Consider the following 15,606-nt stretch of genomic DNA (forward strand, 5'->3'; position numbering starts at 1 on the left):
TTCCCGTCGAGCCTATCCCCCGCGCCGGCACCTGTCGGCGTTCGGTACGCCGGTGTTAACAGGGGGCCCCTCCGCTACCGGAGGCGTTAACAAGGGGCCCTTCCTTCGCCGTCAGCGAGGGCTGCGTTGGGCGGCGCGACGGGCTCGTTCGACCGCCCCCGGGAGGGCCGCGATCAGGGCGTCGACGTCGGCGGAGGTGCTGGTGTGGCCGAGGGAGAACCGCAGCGACGAGCGGGCCCGGTCGTCGTCGGCGCCCATCGCGAGCAGCACGTGCGAGGGCTGCGCCACCCCCGCCGAGCAGGCCGAACCGGTCGAGCAGTAGATGCCCTGGGCGTCCAGCAACAGCAGCAGGGCGTCGCCCTCGCAGCCGGGGAAGGAGAAGTGGGCGTTACCGGGCAGCCGGTCGTCGGGGTCGCCGTTGTAGACGACCTCGGGCACCGCCTGCCGTACCCGCTGCACGAGGTCGTCGCGGAGCGCGGCCACCCGGGCCGCGTACTCCTGCTGGCCTTTCACGGCGGTCTCGACGGCGACGGCGAAGGCGACGATGCCGGCGGCGTCCAGGGTGCCGGAGCGCACGTCGCGTTCCTGCCCGCCGCCGTGCAGCAGCGGGACGGCGGCCACGTCCCGGGCCAGCACCAGCGCCCCCACCCCGACCGGGCCACCGAGCTTGTGCCCGGTCACGGTGAGGGCGGCGACGCCACTGGCGGCGAAGTCGACAGGTACCTGGCCGACCGCCTGGATGGCGTCGGTGTGGAACGGCACGCCGTACTCCACGGCGACGGCGGCCAGGTCGGCGATCCGCTGCACGGTGCCGACCTCGTTGTTCGCCCACATCGCGGTGATCAACGCCACCTGGTCGCCGTGCTCGGCGAGTTCGGCGCGCAGCGCGTCGGGGTGCAGCCGGCCGACCTCGTCGACCGGCAGCCAGCCCACCTCGGCGTTCTCGTGCCGCTCCAGCCAGTCCACCGCGTCGAGTACGGCGTGGTGCTCGATGGCGCTGGAGACCACCCGGCGACGTCGGGAGTCGGCGTCCCGGCGGGCCCAGAAGATGCCCTTGACCGCGAGGTTGTCGCTCTCCGTACCGCCACCCGTGAAGATCACTTCGGAGGGCCGGGCACCGAGTGCGGCGGCCACCCGTTCCCGCGACTCCTCCACCCGCCGACGGGCACGTCGACCGGACGCGTGCAGGGAAGACGCGTTGCCGACCTCGCGGGCGGCCACGACGTACGCCTCAAGTGCCTCGTCGAGCACCGGGGTCGTCGCAGCATGATCCAGGTAAGCCATCACGACTCAGCCTAACGACCGCTTGCGCCCCGACCGCAGGCTGGATAACCCGACGTCGACATCAGAGCGGCACCGCGGTCACCACGATGTTGTCACGGTACCGACGGGCTTCGGCGTCGAAGGGCCCGCCGCAGGTGATCAGAGTGAGTCGCGGCCGACCGTCACGGGCGAAGTAGCGCGCCAGCGGGATCTTCGTCTTGTCGTACTCCTCGCGCGTCACCACCCGGTAGGTCCGCTCGATCCCGTCGTCACCGGTGGCCGTCAGCGTGTCGCCCGGCGCGAGGTCCCGCAGCCGGTAGAAGGCACCCCGGCCCTGCTCGGCGCTGTCGACGTGGCCGGCGATCACCACCGAGCCGGTCTCGGTGGCGAGGCCGGGGCCGTAGCGGTACCAGCCGACCTGGTCGACGCTGGGCGGTACGTCGAACTCGCCGGTGCGCCTGTCCACGCCGACCGGGTCGACCCGGGCGGTGACGTCGATCGCGGGGATCCGGAGCCGGACCGGCGGCACCGTTGCGGTGTCGTCGGGCAGCGCCCCCGGGGCGACCGGCACCAGGGTTGACCCCGCCGACGACGCACCGAGCGACGACGCGCCGGCCGACGGGCTCGGTTCGGCGAGCGCGGCGGCCTGGTCGGCCCCGACGCTCCCGTCCGGCCGGGACACCACGGCCAGCACGGCCGCCACGGCGAGCGCGGCGGCGCCGGCGGCGACCGCCGCCAGCGCCCCACGGTTGACCTTGCTCACCGGCGGCCCGACCGGACGACGGCCGCCCGCGCCCCACCGGCGACCAGCAGCAGGACTCCGGTGCCCGCCAGCGCGTACCACCAGAGACCCAGGCCGGTGTCGGCCTGGCCACCGGTGCCGCTCGGCACTCCGGAGGGCGCCGAGTGCAGGCCGTCGATGGTCTGCGCCACCACGGTCAGGTTCTCCGCCTCGGCGGAGCCGGTGGCGTAGACGATCGTGGCGGTGCCCTCGCGCAGGTTCAGGTCGGCCGGCCCGATCACCACCGTGTCGGTGCCCGCGAGCACCACGTCCGCCGAGACGCTGCCCGCGTCCACGTCGGCCTTGGCCTCGTTCGGGTTGGTCAGTCCCTCGAAGACCGGGCTGCCGCCGGCCCGTACGTCCACCGCCGGCGCGGCGGCGGTGTGCCGGACGATCAGCCGGGCCTTGCCGGCGTCGACCTTGGCCGTGTCGTTGACGAACGGGGTGATCGTCGGCTCACCCTCGGCGTCGAGGTGGGCGGCGATGCTGATGTTCGCCCCGCCCGGCACCTCGGCGTCGTCCGCGGTCAGGATCGCCTGTCCGATGGGCTCGCCGGGCTTGGTCAGGGCGATGTCGTACGACCCCTCCGGCAGGTCCAGCGGGCCGGCCACGTCGCCGGGCTTGAAGTTCTCCAGCGTCTTCTCCCCGTTGACGTAGACGTCGACCGGGGTGTCCGGGATGCCGTGGACGACGGAGACCTTCGAGGTGGCGGCGTACGCCGGGGTGGCCGTCGCGATGCCGGCGCCGACGAAGGTCAGCGCGGCGACCGCGCCACCCGCGGCGGCCCGGCGAAGGTACGCGAACTGCATGTCTGCCTCCTGCTGTTTCGTGCTGGTTCGTCAGGCTTGCTGTGCACCCCGAGTTACGCCGGCACGTCGCCGCCCGGATGCGCCTGGAGGCGACTTTCTTTTTTCGTCCGAGAGCGCATCCAACGGGCACCCGGCGGACGAAGAGCAGTGGAGGAGCCATCGGGCTGACAGACGGGTCGCGGAGCCACGCCGGGCGACAGAGGGGACGGCACTGGTGCGAGCTACAGTCGGGCATGCCTCCAACCAGGCGAGCCGTCTCGTGACAGAGATCCGGCAGCAGCCGGACACTCCCGAGGACGAGTTGGCCCGACGCTTCCGCGCCGGTGACGAACGGGCGCTGCGCGAGGCGTACGAGCGTTACGGGCGGGCCGTCCTGCACCTGGCCACCAGCACACTTGTCAACCGCAGCGACGCGGAGGACGCGACCCAGGCCACCTTCGTCGCCGCCTGGCTCGGCCGGGACACCTTCGATCCGACGAAGGGCTCACTGGTCGGCTGGCTGCTCGGGATCGGCCGGCGCAAGGTCATCGACCGGTTGCGCTCCTCCGCGCGGGAGAGCCGGGTGGTCGAGACCGTACGCCAACTGCCCGAGCCGGTGCCTCCCGGCAACGACCCGGACACCGTGGTCGACCGGTTGGTGGTGGCCGACGAGTTGGCACGGCTGCCGGACGAGCAGCGACGCATGTTGGAATTGGCGTTCTTCGACGATCTGACCCACCAGCAGATCGCGGCGGTCACCGGGGTGCCGCTGGGCACGGTGAAAAGTCACATCCGGCGGGGCATGGCGAGCCTGAAGCGCAGATGGGAGGTGGACGGTGCAGCATCTGGAGCACGACCGGCTGATATTTCTGGCGCTCGGTGAGAGTGAGGCGGACAACGCCGACCGCACCCATCTCGACGCCTGCCCGCACTGCCGCGCCGAGTTGGCGGGTCTGCGTGAGGTCGCCGGTCTCGGTCGGTCCACCCAGTCCCTGCGTGACCTGCCCGACCCGCCGGAGCACCTCTGGCAGGGCATCACCGCCGAGATCAGGGCGGCCGAGCAACTGCCCACGCTGACCACCGCTCGGCCGACCCCGGCCGATCAGCGGGACGGTCCGGTCGCGCCGCGGTCGCGCCGACCTCGACGCTGGGTCCGGTACGCGGTCACCGCGGTCGCCGCCGCCGCGGTCGGCATCGCCGGCACCGCCGCGGTGCTGCGCGAGGGCACGCCACCGCCACCGTCGGTGACGGCCAGCGCCCAACTGGCCGCGTACGGCTCGACCCCGCCACAGGCCCGGGGCGACGCCCGGGTGCTCGGCTCCGGAGAACTGCACCTGCACGTGGCGAATCTCCCGCCAGTGTCGGGGTATTACGAGGTGTGGCTGATCAACCCGCAGAACATGGAGATGTTCTCGGTCGGCGTTCTCGGTGGTGGCTCTGACGTACTCTTACCGCTGCCGCCGAACGTGGATCTCGGGCAATATTCTGTGGTCGACGTCTCCGCCGAGCAGTTCGACAACAACACCGCCCACTCCGGCGACAGCCTGCTGAGGGGCTCTCTGACGGGCTGATCGGCGGGCCGGTTCAGCTCCCCGGCCCGCCGATCAGCTCCCATACGGCGCGGCCGCCGCCCGGTGATCCGGACGGCGGCCGCGGCTGTCTCGGGCGGATGCCCTACTTGCGCTTACGGATCTCCTCGGCGGCCTGCGGGACCACCTTGAACAGGTCACCGACCACACCGAAGTCGGCCAGCTCGAAGATCGGCGCCTCGCCGTCCTTGTTGACCGCGACGATGGTCTTCGAGGTCTGCATGCCGGCCCGGTGCTGGATCGCGCCGGAGATGCCGAGCGCGACGTACAGCTGCGGGGAGACGGTCTTACCGGTCTGCCCGACCTGGAACTGGTGCGGGTAGAAGCCGGAGTCGACCGCCGCACGGGACGCGCCGACGGCGCCGCCGAGCAGGTCGGCCAGTTCCTCGACCAGCTTGAAGTTGTCCGCGTTGCCGACCCCACGGCCGCCGGCGACGACCACGCCGGCCTCGGTGAGCTCGGGGCGGGAGCCCTTCTGCTCGGCCACCCGGTCGACGACCTTGGCCAGCTTGTCGGTGTCACTGACGGTCACGGTGAGCTGCTCGACCGCCGGGGTGGCGGCGGCCGGGGCCGGGGTGACCGAGTTGGGCCGGACGGTGACCAGCGGCAGGCCCCGGGTCACCTTGGACGTGACGATCGTCGAGCCGGCGAAGGCCACCTGGGTGGCGGTGCCGTCGGCGGCCAGGGCGACCACATCGGTCAGGATGCCGTTGTCCAGCTTGACCGCCAGTCGGGCGGCGATCTCCTTGCCCTCCTGCGAGGAGGCGAGCAGGACGGCGGCCGGCTGCACCCGCTTGACCAGGTCGGCGACCACGGTGGCCTTCGGCGCAACCAGGTAACCGTCGATCTGCTCACCCTCGGCGGCGTAGATCTTCTCCGCGCCGTACTCACCCAGCTTGGCCGACAACGCGTCGGCGGCACCGGCCCCGCCGAGCACCACGGCCGACGGGGTGCCCAGCTCACGGGCCAGGGTGAGCATCTCCAGGGTGACCTTCTTGACGCCGAACTCGCGAGTGGCCTCGACGACGACGAGAACCTCAGACATGTCCCACACCCCTCACACGAACTTCTCGGTGGCGAGGAACTCGACCAGCTGCACGCCGCCGGAACCCTCGTCGGTGACCTTCGCGCCACCGGAGCGCGGCGGACGCTTGCTGTGCTCCACGACCGCGCTGGTCGCCCCGGCGAAGCCGACCTCGTCCGCGGCGACGCCCAGGTCGGCCAGGGACAGCGTCTGCACGGGCTTCTTCTTGGCGGCCATGATGCCCTTGAAGGACGGGTACCGGGGCTCGTTGATGGTGTCCCACACCGAGACGATGGCCGGCGTGGTGGCGGTGACCACCTCGTAGCCCTCCTCGGTCTGCCGCTCGACGGTCAACGTGCTGCCGTCCACGGTGAGCTTGCGGGCACCGGTCAGCGCCGCGACACCGAGCCGCTCGGCGAGCATGTGCGGCATCACCTGCACCCGGCCGTCGGTCGACTCCGACCCGCAGAGCACCAGGTCGGCGTTGAGCTGCCCGAGGGCGGCGGCGAGCACCTTGGAGGTGGCCACCGCGCACGAGCCGTGCAGGGCGTCGTCCACCACGTGCACCGCCTTGTCCGGGCCCATCGACAGCGCCTTGCGGATCGACTCGGTCGCCCGGTCCGGACCCATGGTCAGGATGGTCACCTCGCCGCCGTGCGCTTCCTTGATCTTCAACGCCTCTTCGATGGCGTATTCGTCCATCTCGTTGATGACGTTGTTCGCCGAACCGCGGTCGACTGTGTTGTCGTCACTGCGCAGGTTGCGGTCCGCGCCCGAATCGGGCACCTGCTTGACGAGTACGACGATATTCATCGCGCTTCGACGACCCTCCTGCTGTGGTGGTGTGATCACTTGCCCGGGTATCGGGCGCAGCCTCGCTCCTTAGTGACCGTTAGGTCAACCGGAAGCCGCTGTGCGGTTGCCCACGGCGCAATGTTACCTGCCAGTAGCTTTGCCTCCCGGATACACCCCGAGTGACTCAGCTCACCGCCATTCTGCCGCCCCCGGGCACCGTCGCCGAACCGGCACGCGCCGGCCACCTTCGGGCCGGCCCACCCGCCTCAGCGCGGCGGATCACCCAACGCCGTGGCGATCCGCTCGATGACCTGCGCCTCTGCCGTACTGATCCCGTTGTGGGCCCGCGCCGTACGATCGGCGGCGGCCAGCACCACCGAGCGGTAGATCGCGACATCCTCCGGGGCCTTCTCGGTCAGAATCCTGACCGCCTGGCGCAGCGCGGGCAGCACCACCGACTCGACCTGCGACTGCGAATCACGCGGCAGCTTCGGCAGCGGGCCACTGCTCAGCGCCGCCTTGACCACACCACTGGCGTCGGCGATCGCGCCGGCGGCGGCGAAACTCTCCCGGAACATGGCGAGCACCCCCGGGTCGGCGTTCGACACCAGGAAAACGGCGCCGAAAGCCCCCGTCTTGAGGATCAGCATCTCCTCGTCCGTCAGCGACTGCGCCATGATCACGGAGTGTAGACGTAGGGCGTGGTGCTGGTGACCGGGACGAGACCGAGCCGCCCCAGCAGTGGACGACTCTCGTCGGCGGCGTCGACCTGCAACAAAGTCCGGTCGCGCTGGCCGGCGAGCCGCGCCCGGTAGGTGACAAGCGCCCGGTAGACGCCCTGCCGACGCCACTGCGGATGCGTCGACCCGCCCCAGAGGGTGGCGAAGGTGGTGTCCGGCGGATAGCGGACCCAGCCCGCGCTGACGACCGTCTCCCCCGCCTCGGCCACCACGACCGTGATCGCCTGCGGATCGGCGGCGATCTCCCGTTCCAGGCCGTCGGCGAGGCCGGACAGATCGCGGCCCCACAGCTCGGTCTCCAGCGCCGCGATCCGGTCCAGGTCCACGCGGGTGGTCACCTCCCGCAGGCGTACGCCCTCGGGCACCACCGGCAGCGCGGAGGCCAGCGGGGCGACCGGGCCGACCATGACGGTCTCCTGGTCCTGCGGCACGAATCCGGCCGCGCGCAGCCGCTGCGGCAGGTCCGCCGGCTCGTCGTGGCCGTGCAGCTTCCACTCGACCGGCTCGCCCCGCTCCCGGGCCACCGCCACCTGGCGGGCGATCAACGCGTCGAGTGCGGCGTCGGCCGCCCCGCCGAGGTCCCGGTAGGTCACCAGGCCGCCGTCATCGAGGCCGAACACCCGGAACAACGGTCCGTCCTGCTCCACCCGTGCGCCCTGCGGTACCGGGTCAGGCAGGCCCGGCCGAAGCTGGGCGTCGTACGCCGCACGCAAAGTGGTCACATCAAGATCCGTCATGTTTCCAGGCTATGCCCAGTTCGCACCGGATAATCACCACCGTGTGGCAAAGGATCAGGAATTGGTTCGACCCTGACGAGCTCCGGTCGGTGGGCACCACCCCCGACTACCGCTTCTCGCTGGCCAACGAGCGGACCTTCCTGGCCTGGCTGCGTACCGGGCTGGCCCTGGTGGGTGGTGGGCTCGCGGCCGCGCAGTTCCTCCCGGCCCTGCCGCTGCGGCACCTGCGCGAGGCGATCTCCATCGCGTTGCTGCTGCTCGGCGGCGCGGTCGCGGTCCGCGCCATCGACCACTGGGCACGCGTCGAACGGGCCATCCGGCTCGACCAGGAACTGCCCGCGTCCCGGTTCCCGGCCGTGCTCGCCGTGGTGGTGGGGCTCGGCGCGCTGCTGCTGGTGGTGGCGGTTCTGGCCGGGGCGCTGGGCAGTTGACCGCCGTACGCGACCCCGGTCTCCAGCCCGAACGGACCCGGCTGGCCTGGCGTCGCACCATGCTGGCGGTGACCGTGGTGACGATCCTCGCCGTCCGGCTCGGGCTCACCGGCGGCCGGGTCGGTGCGCTGCTGACCGCGCTCGCCATCCTCGGCTGGGGAGCCATGATCACGCTCTGCTGGCGACGGGCGGTCGGCAGCGGCGTACCCGACACGAGCGTCCGTACGCTCTCCGCCGTGGGCCTCTGCGTCGCCGGTCTCGCCCTGATCGGCGTCGTGCTGGTCGTGTGCGGGGTGTGAGCATCGACGGTGAGTAGGACATGATGGGTACATGGCCCGGCTCTACATCCTCTTTTTCCTGGTGCAGGTCGTCCTCGCCGTCTGCGCTCTGATCAGTTGCCTCTCGGCCGAGGAGGAGGACGTTCGTCACCTGCCCCGGATCGCCTGGGTGCTGATGATCCTGTTCTTCCCGGTGATCGGCTCGATCGCCTGGTTCCTCGCCGGCCGCAAGCGCAACCCCGCCGGTGGTGGGGTGTTCTCCGGCGGAGCGCAGCCCGCCGTACGCCGTCCGGCCCGGCCGCTCGCGCCGGACGACGACCCCGAGTTCCTGCGCTCGATCGAGGAGCGCTCGCGCCAGGAGGACCAGGAGCTCTTCCGCCGCTGGGAAGAGGACCTGCGCAAGCGCGAGGACGACCTGCGCCGCCGCGAGGGCGACCCGCCCCGCGAGGAGCCCCGCCCCGAGGTGTGACCCCCGGGGCAGGTTGCCCCTTGCTCAGGCCAGGTTGGACGAGCGCGGGTAGGCGTCGGCCGGGTCGGTGATGACGTTGACCAGGTAGGGCACCCCGGCGTCGAAGGCCCGGTGCAGGGCCGGGCCGAGGTCGGCGGCCTTGGCGACCGTCTCCCCCGCTCCGCCCAGGGCGGTGACCACCTGGTCGTAGCGCAGCTCGGGCTGGAGGTCGGCGGCGACGTCGTAGCCGTACATGGCCCGCATCGGGTGCTTCTCCAGACCCCAGATGCCGTTGTTGCCGACCACCATGACCACCGGCAGCTTCTGCCGGACCAGGGACTCCACGTCCATCAGCGAGAAACCGGCCGCGCCGTCGCCCATCAGCACACAGATCTGCCGGTCCGGGTGGGTGACCCGGGCCCCCATCGCGTAGCCCATGCCGGTGCCGAGGCAGCCGTACGGGCCGGGGTCGAGCCAGGTGCCCGGCTGGGCCGGCTCCAGGTAGCGCCCGGCGTACGAGACGAAGTCACCGCCGTCGCCGATGGTGATCGCGTCGCGGGCGAGGACCTTGCGCAGCTCGCCGTAGACGCGGGCCGGGCGGATCGGGTCCGTCTCGGCGGCCATCTCCTCGGCGTCACGGGCCTTCGCGGCGTCCTCGGCGGTACGCAGCTGCGCCACCCAGTCGGTGTGGTCGGCCCGGTCGCCGGTGTACTCGGCCAGGGTGGTGAGGATGGCGCGCAGGTCACCGGCGGGCGCGACGGCGGGCTGCACGTGCGTGGCCCGCTGGCTGGGGGCGTCGACGATGTGCACCACGGTGGCGTCGCCGAAGTCGCCGAAGGAGAGCCGGAAGTCCAGCGGGGTGCCCACCACCACGACCACGTCGGCGCCCTTGAGCGCCACCCGCCGGGCCTTGGCGAAGGCCAGCGGGTGCTCCGGCGGCAGCGCGCCGCGACCCATCCCGTTGGTGAAGACCGGCACGTCGAGGGCCTCTGCGGCGGCGCGCAGGGCCGCCACGGCGTCACCGGCGTAGACGTCGGAGCCGGCGATGACGACCGGCCGCTGCGCCCCGGCGATCAGAGCGGCGGCCTTCGCCACCTCCTCGGGGTCGGCCTCGATCGGGGCGAGGGCCGGTCCGGCCGGCAGGTCGGCGTCGCCGGTGGAGAAGATCGCTTCGAGAGGGAAGTCGAGGAAGACCGGGCCCCGGTGCGGGGTGAGCGCGGTGGTCAGCGCCGCGGCGACGGCCCGGGGGATGTCGTCGGCGCTGAACACCGTCTCGGCGTGCTTGGTGACCGGGGCGACCAGTGGCAGGTGGTCCATCTCCTGGAGGCTGCCGGAACCCCACCGGAACTGCGGTGCCCGCCCGCCCATCACCAGCACCGGTGAGGCGTTGAAGTAGGCGCTGGTCAGGCCGGAGATGCCGTTTGTCACGCCGGGGCCGGCGGTGAGCACGGCCAGGCCGGGGCGGCGCTGCAACTTCGCCACCGCCTCGGCGGCGAAGACGGCGGACTGCTCGTGCCGCACGTCGTAGAGCGGGAAGCCGGTCTTGTGCGCGGCGTCGTAGAGCGGAAACACGTGCCCGCCGGAGAGGGTGAACATCTCCCGCACCCCGTACGCGCGCAGCGCCGCGAGGGCGAGCTCTCCGCCGTGGCCTTCGATCCGCTCCGTCATCGCCGCTCCCTCTCGTCGCCTGACCGGAGTCACACGCTACTGGCCGGTAGGAGGAATGTGAACCATTCTCAGCGACCGGTGAAGTCCGGCTTCCGCTTCTCGACGAAGGCGACCATCCCCTCGCGCCGGTCCTCGGTGGCGAACAGCGCCGCGAAGAGCTGACTCTCCCAGGCCAGACCCGAGTTCAGATCCATGTCCAGGCCGCCGTCGACCGCGAGCTTGGCCGCGCGCAGCGCCTGCACCGGCCCGTTGAGGTACGGCTTCACCAGCGCCACCGCCGCGTCGTAGACCTCGGCGGCCGGGACCACCCGGTCGGCCAGACCGATGCGCAGCGCCTCCTGGGCGTCGACCATCCGGCCCGACATGATCAGATCCTTGGCGCGGGCCGGGCCGACCAGCCGGGCCAGCCGCTGGGTGCCGCCGGCCCCGGGGATGATGCCGAGCTTGATCTCGGGCTGGCCGAGCTTGGCGTCCTCGGCCACCACCCGCCAGTCACAGGCCAGCGCCAGCTCGCAGCCACCACCGAGGGCGTACCCGGTGATCGCGGCGACCACCGGCTTGGGGATCCGGGCGATCGCGCCGAGCGCGCTGGACAGATCGGCAGCCCGGTCGGCCATGTCCACATAGGACATGTCGGCCATCTCCTTGATGTCCGCCCCGGCCGCGAAGACCTTCTCGCCGCCGTACACGATGACCGCGCGGACCTGCGGGTCGGCGGTGGCCGCCGTCGCGGCGGCGCGCAACTCCTCCTGGACCTGGGTGTTGAGCGCGTTCATCGGTGGCCGCTCCAGCCGAATGGTGCCGATGCCGTCCCCGGTCTCCAGCCGCACGAACTCGCCCACGTTGGCCCTCACTTCCTCGTCGAAGTCGCCTGCCAACCTTACGACCAGCCGCCGTCGGCACGTAGTCTGGCTGCCAGTCCCGCGCCCCGGAGTTCCCATGGTCACGTACTACGACGACAAGTCGGTCCAGGTCACCTCCACCGCCGTCACGGTCAACGGCGACGCCTACCCGCTGGCCGAGATCACCGAGGTCTGGCACCACCAGGGCAGCCGGTCGTGGCGGGTGCTGATCGGCCGGGGTGCGCTCGGCGCGGCGATGATCGGCCCGCTGGTGGCCGCCGTTCTCGGCATCGCGTTCGCCATCTGGCTCGACGGCTCGGCCACCGTCACGGTCGCCGTCGTCGGCGTCTCCATCCTGATCGGACTGGCCGCCGGGCCGATCGCCGACCAGCTCTTCGAGTACTTCGACAGGTCGTACGCCCGGGGCAGCCGCCCTCGCGAGGTCTGGATCCGCTGGCGGGGCCACCCGGTACGCCTGCTGTGCACCCCGGACGCGCTGCGCTTCGGGCAGATCTACCGGGCCGTACAACGCGCCATGGAAGCCCAGGTGCAGGGCCGGGCCGCCCGCTAGCCGACGTGTTCAGGACAGCAGGGCCGGCCTCAACTCGCCACCGAGATTGATCGCGCCGACCACCCCGTGACCGGCCGGGTCGTACACGTTCGTGGTGTTGTTGCGGCGCATCAGTTCCCGCACCGGCTGCGGCAGCGGCGGCGGATCCGACAACGCGGCGTTGATCTGCCGAGCCGCCGAGATCAGCCGGAGGACCAGCTCGGCACCGTCGGTGTCCGGCCGCACCCGGCCGTACTCCCAACCGGTGGTGGTGAGGTCGAACAGCTCGAAGACCGCGGACAGCACCGGGGCGGGGTCGGTGGCCTTCACGACCCGGGACGCACGGTCGCCGAGCACCGTGGCCGCCGCGGCCACCTGCACGTACGGATGCAGGCCGCCCGGCGGATCGAACAGCGGCCACCGCAGCGCCGAGGCGGCCTCCCGCCACAGCACCCGATAGTTGCGACGATCGACCACGAGCCGGTAGCCGGTACGCCGGTGCAGGTCGGCGGCTTGCGCCAGCAGATCCGTGTGGGCCGCGTCGGCGACCTCGCGCACGATCCGGGTCGCCACGACCAGACCGTCCTCATCGTCCAGCAGCCGCGTGATCTCCTCGATCTGATCACGGGCACGGACCTGGCTGCGGCTGCCGAAACCGTGCCGGACCTGCTGTAACAGCGCCTCCTGCCGGCCGGGATCGTGCTCGACCTGCCGCCCACCCAGCACACGCTGGAGCCACCCCATAGAGCCTCGTCTCCGCAGTCACCTCAAGACGCGGCGATGTTAGCGTGCCGCCCGCACCGGCGAGCATCGTCGGGGCCCGGTGCCGACGATCCGGCGTGGATTTCGCAGGTGCTGCCGGGCACACCGGGGGCAGCCGATCGCCACAGGGTGACGACGCCATCGCCATGGGTTGCCGGAAGATGGTTAGGCTTAGTGATGGCGCTCTATTACCGGGACGACACGGTGCAGGTTTCCTCGGAGTCGATCCGGGCCGGAGGACACGTCATCCCGATCTCCGAGGTCACCTACGTCTGGCATCAGAAGGGACGCACCACCCTCGCGGTGCGGGGGCGGGTGCTCGGCCGGGGCGTACTGGTGCTGCTGCTGTCCCTGCCCCCGCTGGTCGGGCTGGTCTGCGTACTGTCGCTGGTCTGGTCGGCACCGGACCGGGGTTGGGTGCCGGCGCTCGTGGTGCTGGTGGCCTGCCTGGTCATCGCGCTGGCGCTGGTGCCGTTCCTGGAGATCCCGCTCGGCTGGCTGGACCGCTCGTACGAGCGCGGCAACCGGGTCCAGGAGTTGTGGGTGCAGTACCGGGGGCAGGAGGTCATGATGTTGCGCACCCCGGACGCGCTGCGCTTCGGGCAGATCTACCGGGCGGTGCAGCGGGCCGTGGAGCAGCAGGGCGACCACTGGTGAGCGGCCCTCGCCCGCCCGAGGAACACTGGAGCCCATGGTGATCCCCCTTCCCCGGCCGACCGCGGTCGTCGGCCTCACCCGTTCCGCCCTCGACTCGGCCGCGTCCTTCGCCGCGATCCCGGCCCGCGCCTTCGCGGTGCTCGACGGGGTGGAGGCGTTGCTGACCCGGATCAACGGGGTGGTGGATCGGATCGAACAGACCCTCGACCGGACCGACCAGGTGCTCGCCGACGCCGAGGTCGCCGTCCGGGAGGTAGCGGTGATCAGCGCCGCCGCGACCGTCGCCGTCGACAACGCCGGCACCGTCGCCGCCGCCGCGGCCGACGTGGTGGCGCGGGCGGAGAAGGTGTCCGGCCAGGCGGCCGAGACGGTAGGCGCGGCGGCCGAGGCGGCGGCCACCGCCGCCGAACTGCTGGCCGCGTACGAGCCGGCGTTGCGCCGGGCCGCACCGATGGCCACCCACTTCATCGAGCAGCTCAGCCACGAGGAGGTGGCTGCGGCGGTACGGCTGGTCGACGAGTTGCCGAAGCTGCGCCAGCACCTCACCGCCGACGTGATGCCGATCCTGGCCACCCTGGACCGGGTCGGCCCCGACCTGCACGACCTGCTCGACGTCACCCGGGACCTCAAGCTCGCCGTGGCGGGCATCCCTGGCCTGGCGATGCTGCGCCGACGCGGCGAGAAGCTCAACGACGACGTGGGCTGACCGCGGGCGGAGCCGTTGGTCAGCAGTCGCAGCCGACGGCCACGCGGGGCGCGGTCAGGTCGTCCACCGGTCGACGGATCGACCCGGTCGCGGTGACCACCGGCAGGCCCTCGCGGACCCAGTACTCGTAGCCGCCGCGCATCCGCTTGACCGGGTAGCCGAGCCGGGCGAAGGCCAACGCGGCCCGGGTGGCGCCGTCGCAGCCGGGACCCCAGCAGTAGGTGACCACCCGGGTGCCGGCCGGCACCACCCGTGCGGCCTGCTCGGCGATCCGGGCGGTGGGCAGGTGCACCGCGTCGGGCAGGTGACCCTGGGCCCAGGCGGCCTCGCCCCGGGAATCCACCACGACCAGGTCGGGCACCCCGGCGGTGAGGTCGGCGTGCACGTCGGCGACGTCGGTGGTGACGCTCAACTCGGCCAGGAAGTGGGCGATGGCGGTGGCGGGCTCGGCGGCCGGTACGGCGAAAGCGCGGGTCATGGGAACGATCCTGGCCGCCGCCCGGGCACGCGGACGAGTGGCAGGGACGACGTACTGCGCTAACATCCCGCCATGGCTCCGGTCGCCCGCACCGTCGCCGTGCTCGCGTACCCGGGAATGTCGGTCTTCGAGACCGGCATCGTCACCGAGGTCTTCGGACTCCCCCGCCCCGAACTCGGCGTGCCCTGGTACGACCTGCGGCTGTGCGCCGAGCGGCCCGGCCCGGTGCCGGTGATCGGTGGCGCCACCCTGCACAGCCCGTACGGCCTGGACGTGCTGGCCGAGGCCGCAACGGTGATCGTGCCCGGGGTCTGCGACGTGCACACGACACCGTCTGCGCAACTGGTGGCGGCGCTGCGTCACGCGCACCGGGCCGGCGCCCGGCTCATGTCCATCTGCTCGGGCGCGTTCGCGCTGGCCGCCGCCGGTCTGCTCGACGGCCGCCGGGCCACCACCCACTGGCGGTACGCCGATCTGCTGGCCCGCCGTTACCCGGCGGTGACGGTGGATCCCGACGTGCTCTACGTGGACGACGGTGACGTGCTGACCAGCGCCGGCAGCGCGGCCGGTCTGGACCTGTGCGTGCACGTGGTGCGGCGCGACCACGGCGCGGCCGTGGCCAACGCGGTGGCCCGCCGGTTGGTGACCGCACCGCACCGCGACGGCGGGCAGGCACAGTTCATCGAGGCGCCGGTGCCGGCGGGGGCGGACGACGACCGGGTCGCCGGCAGCATCGCCTGGGCGCTGGCGCACCTCGCCGAACCGGTGACGGTGGCCCGGCTGGCCCGGCAGGCGCACATGTCACCGCGCACCTACCTGCGGCACTTCGCCCGGGCCACCGGCACCAGCCCGATCCGTTGGCTGGTCGACCAGCGGATCCGGGCCAGCCTGGCGCTGCTGGAGACGACGGATGCGCCGGTCGCGCAGATCGCCGCGGCGGTCGGGTTCGAGACCGCGGTGACGTACCGCCACCACTTCACCCGGGCGATGCGGACCTCACCCTCGGCGTACCGGCGGGCCTTCCGCGCCCACGACCAGGCGGCGACGGCCTCCGTCGACCGGTGAACCT

At 72.1% G+C, this 15,606-nt stretch carries 20 protein-coding genes; 9 read left to right on the forward strand and 11 right to left on the reverse strand.

Translation table 11 applies throughout. The features are described from left to right. Positions 1-111: 111 nt before the first annotated feature. From JMF97_RS02295 to JMF97_RS02305, 3 genes are all read right to left on the reverse strand, one after another. Positions 112-1,284, reverse strand: coding sequence for a cysteine desulfurase family protein (locus JMF97_RS02295; RefSeq protein WP_043719847.1), 1,173 nt, complete (start codon positions 1,282-1,284; stop codon positions 112-114). Between the two features lie 61 nt (positions 1,285-1,345). Then, positions 1,346-2,026, reverse strand: a complete 681-nt coding sequence (locus JMF97_RS02300) for a class F sortase (RefSeq protein ID WP_203219989.1) — start codon at positions 2,024-2,026, stop codon at positions 1,346-1,348. Then, positions 2,023-2,853 carry a DUF4397 domain-containing protein gene (locus JMF97_RS02305; RefSeq protein ID WP_203219990.1) on the reverse strand — a complete coding sequence of 277 codons (831 nt, stop codon included), beginning with the start codon at positions 2,851-2,853 and terminating at the stop codon, positions 2,023-2,025. The genes JMF97_RS02300 and JMF97_RS02305 overlap by 4 nt, the downstream gene beginning before the upstream one ends. 259 nt (positions 2,854-3,112) lie before the next feature. On the opposite strand from JMF97_RS02305, the gene JMF97_RS02310 reads away from it, so the two are divergent. Further along, positions 3,113-3,715: an RNA polymerase sigma factor gene (locus tag JMF97_RS02310; RefSeq protein WP_013731997.1), complete on the forward strand. Its 603-nt coding sequence runs from the start codon at positions 3,113-3,115 to the stop codon at positions 3,713-3,715. After that, on the forward strand, positions 3,669-4,403 hold the full coding sequence (locus JMF97_RS02315; RefSeq protein ID WP_203219991.1) for an anti-sigma factor domain-containing protein: 735 nt from the start codon (positions 3,669-3,671) through the stop codon (positions 4,401-4,403). Before JMF97_RS02310 ends, JMF97_RS02315 begins: the two co-directional genes overlap by 47 nt. 103 nt (positions 4,404-4,506) lie before the next feature. Here the strand turns inward: JMF97_RS02315 and JMF97_RS02320 are convergent, their stop codons facing one another. From JMF97_RS02320 to JMF97_RS02335, 4 genes are all read right to left on the reverse strand, one after another. Continuing rightward, on the reverse strand, positions 4,507-5,466 hold the full coding sequence (locus tag JMF97_RS02320) for an electron transfer flavoprotein subunit alpha/FixB family protein (protein WP_203219992.1): 960 nt from the start codon (positions 5,464-5,466) through the stop codon (positions 4,507-4,509). A 12-nt stretch (positions 5,467-5,478) separates the two neighbouring features. Further along, the gene (locus JMF97_RS02325; RefSeq protein ID WP_013731994.1) at positions 5,479-6,258 is read right to left on the reverse strand and encodes an electron transfer flavoprotein subunit beta/FixA family protein; all 780 of its coding nucleotides are present in this window, start codon (positions 6,256-6,258) and stop codon (positions 5,479-5,481) included. 248 nt (positions 6,259-6,506) lie between these two features. Continuing rightward, complete coding sequence (locus tag JMF97_RS02330; RefSeq protein WP_203219993.1) at positions 6,507-6,917, reverse strand: hypothetical protein; 411 nt, start codon at positions 6,915-6,917, stop codon at positions 6,507-6,509. A 2-nt stretch (positions 6,918-6,919) separates the two neighbouring features. Further along, on the reverse strand, positions 6,920-7,717 hold the full coding sequence (locus JMF97_RS02335) for a GNAT family N-acetyltransferase (RefSeq protein ID WP_203219994.1): 798 nt from the start codon (positions 7,715-7,717) through the stop codon (positions 6,920-6,922). Positions 7,718-7,758: 41 nt separating this feature from the next. Here JMF97_RS02335 and JMF97_RS02340 point away from each other — a divergent pair, with 41 nt between their 5' ends. From JMF97_RS02340 to JMF97_RS02350, 3 genes are read left to right on the forward strand one after another with little or no spacing between them, the layout of a single operon-like run. After that, on the forward strand, positions 7,759-8,148 hold the full coding sequence (locus tag JMF97_RS02340) for a YidH family protein (protein WP_203219995.1): 390 nt from the start codon (positions 7,759-7,761) through the stop codon (positions 8,146-8,148). Next, positions 8,145-8,447, forward strand: a complete 303-nt coding sequence (locus JMF97_RS02345) for a DUF202 domain-containing protein (RefSeq protein WP_203219996.1) — start codon at positions 8,145-8,147, stop codon at positions 8,445-8,447. Before JMF97_RS02340 ends, JMF97_RS02345 begins: the two co-directional genes overlap by 4 nt. A gap of 31 nt (positions 8,448-8,478) precedes the next feature. Further along, positions 8,479-8,895 (forward strand): PLD nuclease N-terminal domain-containing protein, encoded by a 417-nt coding sequence (locus JMF97_RS02350; RefSeq protein ID WP_013731989.1) that lies wholly within the window; start codon positions 8,479-8,481, stop codon positions 8,893-8,895. A gap of 24 nt (positions 8,896-8,919) precedes the next feature. Here the strand turns inward: JMF97_RS02350 and JMF97_RS02355 are convergent, their stop codons facing one another. Together JMF97_RS02355 and JMF97_RS02360 are read right to left on the reverse strand one after the other, a co-directional pair. Next, positions 8,920-10,542, reverse strand: coding sequence for an acetolactate synthase (locus tag JMF97_RS02355; RefSeq protein WP_203219997.1), 1,623 nt, complete (start codon positions 10,540-10,542; stop codon positions 8,920-8,922). Between the two features lie 68 nt (positions 10,543-10,610). Then, entirely contained in the window at positions 10,611-11,384 is a 774-nt protein-coding gene (locus JMF97_RS02360; RefSeq protein WP_203219998.1) for an enoyl-CoA hydratase-related protein, read from the reverse strand. A 97-nt stretch (positions 11,385-11,481) separates the two neighbouring features. Here JMF97_RS02360 and JMF97_RS02365 point away from each other — a divergent pair, with 97 nt between their 5' ends. Then, on the forward strand, positions 11,482-11,955 hold the full coding sequence (locus tag JMF97_RS02365) for a DUF6232 family protein (protein WP_203219999.1): 474 nt from the start codon (positions 11,482-11,484) through the stop codon (positions 11,953-11,955). A 9-nt stretch (positions 11,956-11,964) separates the two neighbouring features. On the opposite strand, the gene JMF97_RS02370 is transcribed toward JMF97_RS02365, so the two are convergent. Then, the gene (locus JMF97_RS02370; RefSeq protein ID WP_013731985.1) at positions 11,965-12,678 is read right to left on the reverse strand and encodes a hypothetical protein; all 714 of its coding nucleotides are present in this window, start codon (positions 12,676-12,678) and stop codon (positions 11,965-11,967) included. Between the two features lie 195 nt (positions 12,679-12,873). Between JMF97_RS02370 and JMF97_RS02375 the strand changes: the two genes are divergently transcribed. Together JMF97_RS02375 and JMF97_RS02380 are read left to right on the forward strand one after the other, a co-directional pair. Continuing rightward, positions 12,874-13,353: a DUF6232 family protein gene (locus tag JMF97_RS02375; protein WP_203220297.1), complete on the forward strand. Its 480-nt coding sequence runs from the start codon at positions 12,874-12,876 to the stop codon at positions 13,351-13,353. Positions 13,354-13,387: 34 nt separating this feature from the next. Next, positions 13,388-14,059, forward strand: coding sequence for a hypothetical protein (locus JMF97_RS02380; protein ID WP_203220000.1), 672 nt, complete (start codon positions 13,388-13,390; stop codon positions 14,057-14,059). Between the two features lie 19 nt (positions 14,060-14,078). Here the strand turns inward: JMF97_RS02380 and JMF97_RS02385 are convergent, their stop codons facing one another. Then, positions 14,079-14,537, reverse strand: coding sequence for a rhodanese-like domain-containing protein (locus JMF97_RS02385; protein WP_203220001.1), 459 nt, complete (start codon positions 14,535-14,537; stop codon positions 14,079-14,081). Between the two features lie 72 nt (positions 14,538-14,609). Between JMF97_RS02385 and ftrA the strand changes: the two genes are divergently transcribed. After that, positions 14,610-15,602 (forward strand): transcriptional regulator FtrA, encoded by a 993-nt coding sequence (ftrA, locus tag JMF97_RS02390; protein WP_203220002.1) that lies wholly within the window; start codon positions 14,610-14,612, stop codon positions 15,600-15,602. Positions 15,603-15,606 lie beyond the last annotated feature (4 nt).

Source organism: Micromonospora fiedleri (genome assembly GCF_016774385.1).
Taxonomy (GTDB): domain Bacteria; phylum Actinomycetota; class Actinomycetes; order Mycobacteriales; family Micromonosporaceae; genus Micromonospora; species Micromonospora gifhornensis.